5 protein-coding genes are annotated in these 7,431 nt (G+C 73.3%); 1 reads left to right on the forward strand and 4 read right to left on the reverse strand.

From position 1 onward, the window contains the following. Positions 1-103: 103 nt before the first annotated feature. Entirely contained in the window at positions 104-832 is a 729-nt protein-coding gene (locus ACPT94_RS37325) for a chaplin family protein (RefSeq protein WP_360339358.1), read from the reverse strand. Between the two features lie 271 nt (positions 833-1,103). Between ACPT94_RS37325 and ACPT94_RS37330 the strand changes: the two genes are divergently transcribed. Next, on the forward strand, positions 1,104-2,699 hold the full coding sequence (locus ACPT94_RS37330) for an alpha/beta hydrolase (RefSeq protein WP_360339361.1): 1,596 nt from the start codon (positions 1,104-1,106) through the stop codon (positions 2,697-2,699). Positions 2,700-2,741: 42 nt separating this feature from the next. Here ACPT94_RS37330 and ACPT94_RS37335 read toward each other — a convergent pair whose 3' ends face one another. The 3 genes from ACPT94_RS37335 to ACPT94_RS37345 form a co-directional block, all read right to left on the reverse strand. After that, positions 2,742-3,524: an alpha/beta fold hydrolase gene (locus tag ACPT94_RS37335; RefSeq protein ID WP_425247200.1), complete on the reverse strand. Its 783-nt coding sequence runs from the start codon at positions 3,522-3,524 to the stop codon at positions 2,742-2,744. Positions 3,525-3,588: 64 nt separating this feature from the next. Beyond that, positions 3,589-4,722 carry an alpha/beta hydrolase gene (locus tag ACPT94_RS37340; RefSeq protein WP_425247201.1) on the reverse strand — a complete coding sequence of 378 codons (1,134 nt, stop codon included), beginning with the start codon at positions 4,720-4,722 and terminating at the stop codon, positions 3,589-3,591. After that, positions 4,719-7,406: a thioester reductase domain-containing protein gene (locus ACPT94_RS37345; RefSeq protein WP_425247202.1), complete on the reverse strand. Its 2,688-nt coding sequence runs from the start codon at positions 7,404-7,406 to the stop codon at positions 4,719-4,721. The genes ACPT94_RS37340 and ACPT94_RS37345 overlap by 4 nt, the downstream gene beginning before the upstream one ends. Between the last annotated feature and the right edge of the window lie 25 nt (positions 7,407-7,431).

The raw sequence follows: 7,431 nt of genomic DNA on the forward strand, positions 1-7,431 counted from the left end.
ACGGGCTGCGGGGGCTCCATCGGCGGTTCCACCGCGCCCGGGGGCGGGCACGTCGAGTCGCCTGCGGCGCGGGCCGAAGGACGCCCCCTGCCGAAGGGACGGATCAGCGCCCCGCGACCGCCCGGAAGCGGCGGTAGAGAACCGCTCCGCCCAGGATCAGCGCCGCGCTGCCCGCGAGACCCGGCACGGTGGCGTCCGCTCCGGTGCGGGCCAGGGTGGAGTGGGCCTGGGGCGCCGGGACCGGGGCCTGAGGCGCCCGGGTGTGGGGCGCCGGCGCCTGCGGTGCGGGCACCTGGGGCGACGGGGCCGCAGGCTTCGGGTCCGGGTCCGGGTGGGACGCGGCGGGCGGGTCCTCCCTCGGCGGCTCGGGCCGGGGCTCGGCCGGGGGCGGGGGCTCCTCCTCGGGCATGTCCTCGTAACCGTTGTCGTACTCCGGGTCCGGGATGCCGACGATGTTGACGCTGTTGCCGGCGACGTTCACAGGGGCGTCGACCGGCGCCTCGACGAGGTTGCCGGTGATGTCTCCCGGCGAGTACCCCGTGATGCTGGACGCGTCCGCGTCACCGCCGGACACCTCGCTCTCGGGGTTCCAGCCGTATTCGCCGCAGGCGGCGCCCGCGGCGGGGCCCAGCGCACCCATCGCGTTCACGGTGTTCCCGCACACTTCCACCGGGAGATGAACCGGCGACTGGGCGCCGTTGCCGGAGATCATCCCGGGCGGGCCGGCCGCAGAGGCGCTCACCGCGGAGTCGGCGAACGCCGGCATCGTCACGGCCATCGCGCCCGAGGCGGCGGCGACGGCGATCACACCGTTTCGGGTAACCCGTCTCATGGGTCCCTGCCTTCCAGACATGGTCGCGGGCGCTCGCCCGCACCCCATAGAACGCGGACGAACCGTCCGAGTTATGCCTATTCGGCCTTTCACCCGATTGGGCGCCTCTCTGGTCGAACAGCTGGCGAAACGATCCATCGCTTCCGGGGCGGGCGCCCAGCGGGAGCTCCGGCCGTCGCCCCGGCCGCCCGGAGGCGGGCCCCGCGCGGCCCGCCTATCGTGGGCGGGGGCGCCGGATCCCGGTCCGCTCAGGGCGCCTCTGGAGGCACTGATGCTGGCCAAGCTGTCGAGGCGGCCCGCGTCGAGGCGCTGCGCGCTCGCCGCGGCCGCCGCGCTGACCCTGCTGGGCGCGGGACTGCCGACGGCCACCGCGGACACGGACGGTGACCGTGACCCCGGCCTGGCCCGGTTCTACGAGCAGAAGATCTCATGGAAGAAGTGCGAGGTCGACGGGTTCCCCGCCGACCTGGAGTGCGGCAAGGTGACCGTCCCCGTCGACTACGCCCGTCCCACGGCCGGCACCCTCGACCTGGCGCTCGCCCGCTACCGGGCCACGGGTGACAAACGCGGCTCGGTGCTGCTGAACTTCGGCGGTCCCGGCGGCCCGGGCGTCCCCGAGCTCGCCTACGGCGGCAAGGACTTCATGGAGCTGACCGACGGCTATGACGTGGTCACCTTCGACCCGCGGGGCGTCGGCCGGTCCTCGCCGGTCAGCTGCGGGGACAACGAGGACGGCTTCGCCGCCCTCGGCGACGACCCGGCCGACCTCGGGGACCCACGGGCCCTGCTGGACAAGCTGAAGAAGGCGGCCGCCGCGTGCGCCGAGCACTCCGGGCCCGTCCTGCCGCACATAGGCACGGTCGACGCGGCGCGCGACATGGATGTGATGCGCGAGGCGCTGGGCGACAAGAAGCTGAACTACCTGGGCTTCTCCTACGGCACGCGGCTCGGCGCTGTGTACGCCGCCCAGTTCCCCGACCGGGTGGGACGGCTGGCCCTGGACGGCGTCGACACGCTGACAGAGCCGCTCGCCGAGCAGGGCATCGCGGGCGCCCGGGGGCAGCAGGTGGCGCTGGACGACTTCGTGGACTGGTGTGCGCGGGACATCGCCTGTCCGTTCGGCCAGGATCCGCGCAGCGCCCGGGAGGGGGTCGTACGGCTCGTCCGTTCGCTGGACGAGGACCCCGTGCCGACGGATTTCGGCGACACGTTCACCGGGCAGGACCTGGTCGGCGCCATCGGACAGGGGCTGTACAGCAGGAAGCTGTGGCCTGCCCTGGAGCGGGCGCTCGCCCAGCTCGTCGAGGACGGGGACACCAACGGTGTCGTGGCGTTCGCGACCGGAGGCCTGGCGCCGCCGGTCCGCGGCCCGGGCGGGGACGAGCCCACCGCGGGTCTCGTGGACGAGGAGGACATCCCCCTCGACAACCTGCCGGCGGCACTGATGGCGATCAACTGCGCGGACGACCCCGACCGGCCCGGCGCCGAGCAGATCACGGCCGACCTGAAGCGGCTGCGCGCCGCCTACGACCGGGCCTCCCCGGTCTTCGGCGAGTACCGGCTCATCCAGGTCCTGCTGTGCTACGGCCGCCCCAAGGGCACCGACTACATCCGCGAGGAGGTGAAGGACCTCGACACGCCGAAGATGCTGCTGGTCGGCACCCGTGGCGACCCGGCGACGCCGTACCGCTGGACGCTGGAGACGGCGGAGCGGCTCGGGCCGTCGGCGGTGGTGCTCGACAACCGGAGCACGGGACACACCGGGTACGGCTCGTCGAAGTGCGTGCACCGCAAGGTCGACGACTTCCTGCTGTACGGCTCCCTGCCGCCGAGCGGCAGCTCCTGCGGGGCGGACGAGGACGACTGAGTGCGCCGGTGTCCGCCGTGGCCCGGCGGACCCGGGCGGCCTTCAGCCGGAGCTGGGACTCACGAAGGCGTCGATCGCGGCTGTCAGCTCGGCCGGCTTCTCCACGGGCAGTTCGTGGCCGGCGTCGAGGATGCGGACGGTGGCGTCCGGATAGGCCTTGGCCATGCGCAGCATCTGCTTCAGCGGCAGCTGGATGTCGTGGTAGCCGTGGATCATCAGAGTCGGGGTGTGGATCTCCCCCACCCGGTCCAGCACGTCGAAGGCGCGCATGGCGCCGTACAGCGTCATGACGACCTCGCGCGGGGTGTCCGCGGAGGACTTGACGTACGCGCGGATCTCGTCGCGCGGGTAGCCGGGGGCGAAGGCGCGCTGGATGTTGGTGGCGACGAACAGCTTGAACGGAACGAGTGTGGAGACGGCCATCAGCAGGCCTCTGCCGCGGTTGTAGGTCATGCGGCCGATGGAGTTCACCAGCACCATGCGCTCGACGCGCTCGGGGTGCGCGAGGGCGATGGTCTGGGAGATCATCCCGCCCATCGAGTGGCCGACCAGCACACAGCGCTCGATCTTGAGGTGGTCGAGGAGCGCGAGGACGTCCTTCGCCAGCTCGTCGATCGTCTTCACGCCCGCCCCGCCGCTCTCGCCGTGCCCGCGCAGGTCGAGCCGGACCACCCGCCGCCGCTCGGCGAAGTGCGCGACCTGGTGGTCCCAGCGGTGCCGGTTGGCGGTCCACCCGTGCACGAACACCAGGGGCACCCCGCCGCCGTCGCGCGGACCCTCGTCGTCGTACGTCAGTGCTGCGCCGTCGACTTCGAGCTGCGGCATGGGTGCCTCCTGCGAACACGTCCCGGTTACTGACGCGTACGGTAACCGGCGGGCGGGGTCCCCGTCACCGTCGTTCGCCGAGGAAATCGAGGATGTGCCCGAAGACGTCGAGGGCGGCGCCACGGCCCAGGAAGGTGTCGAGGTGGCCGTAGCCCGGGATCTCGGTGTACCGGACGTCGAGCTGGGGCTGCCGGTGGGCGAGGACCTCGTGGCAGAGCCTCTGCGAGTCGAGCCACAGGCCGTTCTCGCTGCCGGCGAGCAGCAGGACGGGCGTGTCGATGCGGGCGGCCGCGTCCAGGGCGTTGGCCGGCAGGGCCCGGTAGCGGTGGTCGGTGTCGTGCCAGCGGACGACGCTGCGCGCGAGCTCGATGCGGCGCAGGTGGGGCAGGATCCACAGCGGCGCCGGGCCGAGCAGCTCCGCGAGCCGGTCGTGGGTGGTCTCGGACAGGTTCTCGTGCACGAAGAGGGAGGCGCCCGTCCCCCAGGCCGAGTTGTGCAGGATCTGGCAGGTCGGGTCCGGGCAGCTCGCCCCGCGGGAGGCGAGGGCGAACAGGGGCGTGTACCTGGACCGGAGGCCGACCTTGCGGAAGTCGACCGGGATGTGGTCGATGCGGGTCTTGAGCAGCTCCGCCGCGACGGACATGCGCAGGGAGGTGCGGCCGGCCAGCTTCGGTGTGAGGAAGACGCCCTGGGAGACCACTCCGGCGAGACCGGGGACGAGTCCGGCGGCCATGCTGAGGGAGAGGGTGAGGGAGCCGATGCAGTGGGCGACCACGAACAGCGGGCGGTCACCGACGCGTTCGCGGATGTGGGTGACGGCCGCCGGGATGTCGTACAGGGCCACGTCGTCGTACGTGTACCGCGCGCCGGTCTCGTTGTACGGCAGCCGGCAGCTGCCCCGCCAGTCCAGCAGCCAGGGCTCGTAGCCGTCGTCGAGGAGGGCGTCGACGAGGTTGCGGGTCTCGGGGAGCAGGAACATGTCGGCGGACGCGGTGTGGCCGTGCAGCAGGAGGACGGCGGGGCGGCCGGTGTCGCCGGTGTCGACACGGGTGAGGCCGAGGCGGACGCCGTCGGCCGCGCGGAACGGGATCTCCTCCACGCGGGCCGGGTCGAGGCGGTGGCGCAGGGGGCGCAGGGCGGTGGTGGTCCTGACCTTGCGCAGCGGCCGCCGGGGAGCTGGGGTCGTCCTGAAGATCATCGGTGGTGCTCCGTGGGGTTCGGGGTGCGGCGCAGGTCGAGCAGGTCCGCGGCGGCGCGGGCGAAGGGGCCGAGGAGGCCGCGGCCCATCTCCAGGCCGAACCAGGCGAGCCAGGTCAGCTTGGCGGCGCGCTTCTCCTGGGCGGTGAGGTGCGGGGCGACCCGGATGCCGTCGATCTGGTCGCGGACGTAGGAGTCGGCGGGGACGACGACCTCCCCGGTCAGCGTCGCCGACTCGCCCTCGCGGCCGAGTTCGATCGAGAGCGCGCGGGTCTGACGCCACAGGTCGCGGCGGGCGCGGGCGTACTTGTGGCCCTCCAGCCACCAGAGTCCGCCGTCGGCGTCACGCAACCGGAGCCTGTACCGCAGGAGTTGGTGCTTGAGGCCGTGCTGCTGCGGGATGCCCTCCTCGGGGCGGACCCAGACGTCTCCGTGGACGACGGTGAGGGGTTCGGCGTGGAGCGCGGGGCAGGTGACCTCGCCGGTGACGTCCACCCGGCGTTCCTTCACCAGCTGGTACATGCTCGCGATGGAGAGGGTGAGGGCCGTCGAGCAGGGGCTGACGGTGCCGTCGCCGACCGTGCGCACACTGCCCTCGGTGGTCTCGGCGAACCACAGGTACGGCTGGTCCTCCTTCTGCGGCAGCCGGGCGAGTCCGTCGCCGGCGAGCCTCTCGAACGTCTTCAGCTGGGCCCGGGCGTCGTAGCGGGCCGCGGGTGGCAGGCCGAGGGCCTCGACGAGGGCGTCGGTGCGTTCGCCGCCGGCGGCCGGGCCCTTGAGGGTGGCCTCGCACAGCTTGAGGGCCGTGGGGCTCTGCAACACGCGGCTGAGGAAGGTGAGTTCGGGGACCGGCTCGGCCTCCAGGCGGGCCAGGGTGCCGATGCGCCACTCGTCCCAGTCCTGGACCCGCACGTGCATGCCGCCGAAGGCCATGTCGCGGACGACGTCGTCGAGGGTGTTCGGGACGCCGGTGAGGTTGTAGTCGAAGCCCCAGGCGTCGGGTTCGCAGACGACGGCCACGGCGACCCGGCTCACCCAGTCGACCGGGGCCGCGTTGAGGTAGCGGAACGCCGGGACGGTGCGGAAGCGGCCGAAGGCCGAGATCAGGCCGCTGCTGAGGTCCTGCGGGTTGTAGGCGCCGGTCCTGCTGTGGCCGCTGATGCCGCCGGGGCGCAGGGCGGAGACGATCAGGCCGTGGTCGCGGGCGCGGCGCAGAGCGACCTCGGCGGCCCACTTGGACTGGTCGTAGCCCGCGATCAGGCGGTCGACGTGGGCGAGCGGGTCGTCCTCGCCCATGGAGGTGATGCCGACCTCGTTGAAGACGGCGATCGAGGAGATGTGGTGCAGCGGCTTCGGCCGTCCGGTGGCGGCGAGTTCGGCGAGGGTGAGGGTGCCGAGGACGTTACTGGCCCGCAGCGACCGGTAGCCGCGCAGGAAGTCCACGGCCGCGGCCACGCCGACGATGCTGTCCACCTCGTGGGCGAGGGTGTGCCACACCTCCTCGGACAGACCCAGGCGGGGCCTGCGGACGTCGCCGGGATGGACGGTGACCCGGCGGCGGACCTCGGCGTTCCAGGGCAGCCGGTAGCTGCGCAACCGCTCGGCGAGCCGGGCGGTCGCGGTCTCCTCGTCGGCGCCGCGGACCAGGCAGTGGACATGGGCGTCGCTGTGCCTCAGCAGGTCGAGCAGCATGTGACTGCCGAGGAAGCCGGTCGCGCCCGTCAGCAGGATCCGGCGGGGCGGCAGCGGCTCGGGCGAGCGGACGAAGGGGAGACGGTCGGCGAGGGCGAGGTCGGCCAGGATCTGGTCGAGGTCCTCGCGGCGGGCGGTGGTGTGCGGGGAGTCCTCCGGGGCGGGGAGGGGGAGCGTCGCGCTCGGTCGGGGGGAGCGAGGGGCCGGGGACGTGAGGCCGGCCGGGGGCGTCGGTGCAGCGGACGCCGTGGTGCCTGTCGGGGCCGTGGTGACGGCGGTGACCGCGGTGACCGTGCTGGTGCCGACGCCCTTGGCGGCCCTGAGGTCCGCCTCGTGGCCGGCGGCCTCCAGCCAGCGCCGGGCCAGGCTGACCGGACGTGCGTCGGCGAACACGTCGTCGAGGTCCAGCTCCACGCCGAGGTCGCGCTCCAGCTCCGCCGCGAGTTCCACGGCGTGCACGGAGCTGCCGCCCGCGTCGAAGAAGTCGGCGCCCGGGTCGAGAGCCCCCTGGGGGAGGTAGCGGCCGGCCGCGGCGGCGATGGCGGCGGCCAAGCCGTCCACGTCCGGCACGACAGCCTCATGGGCGGGCTCCGAGGCCGGAACTCCGTAAGCGGCCTCCGAGGCGGGAACCGCGCGTGCGGGCTCCGAGGCCGGAACCGTGAGTGCGGCATTCGAGGCGGGAACAGCGCGCGCGGCTTCCGGGGCCGGAACTGCCTGCCCGGCCTCGGGGGCCGCAACTGCACGCGCGGCATCCGAGACCGGAACTGCCTGCGCGGCATCCGGGCCCGGAACTGCACGCGCGGGCTCCGAGGCCGGAACCGCGTGCGCGGGGTTCGGGTCCGGGCCCGCCGTCGGTGCCTCAGCCGGGCTCGTCGCCGTCGTGACCATGGCCAGCAGCTCGGTCACGCTGAGCCCGCTTCCGCCCCGCTCGATCGACTCGGCGGTCGCTCGCTGCCCGGCGTTCGCCGCCGCGTCCTCGTTCATGTCACGCATCAGAGCCCTTCACAGTGTGCACGGT

It is taken from the genome of Streptomyces aurantiaciflavus (assembly GCF_049808595.1).
In the GTDB taxonomy this organism is placed as follows: Bacteria; Actinomycetota; Actinomycetes; order Streptomycetales; family Streptomycetaceae; genus Streptomyces.

Excerpts from the sequence above, each read along its gene's own strand:
- ACPT94_RS37325 (WP_360339358.1), bottom strand. The coding sequence starts at position 832 with ATGAGACGGGTTACCCGAAACGGTGTGATCGCCGTCGCCGCCGCCTCG.
- ACPT94_RS37335 (WP_425247200.1), bottom strand. The coding sequence starts at position 3,524 with ATGCCGCAGCTCGAAGTCGACGGCGCAGCACTGACGTACGACGACGAG.
- ACPT94_RS37330 (WP_360339361.1), top strand. The coding sequence starts at position 1,104 with ATGCTGGCCAAGCTGTCGAGGCGGCCCGCGTCGAGGCGCTGCGCGCTC.
- ACPT94_RS37345 (WP_425247202.1), bottom strand. The coding sequence starts at position 7,406 with ATGCGTGACATGAACGAGGACGCGGCGGCGAACGCCGGGCAGCGAGCG.
- ACPT94_RS37340 (WP_425247201.1), bottom strand. The coding sequence starts at position 4,722 with ATGATCTTCAGGACGACCCCAGCTCCCCGGCGGCCGCTGCGCAAGGTC.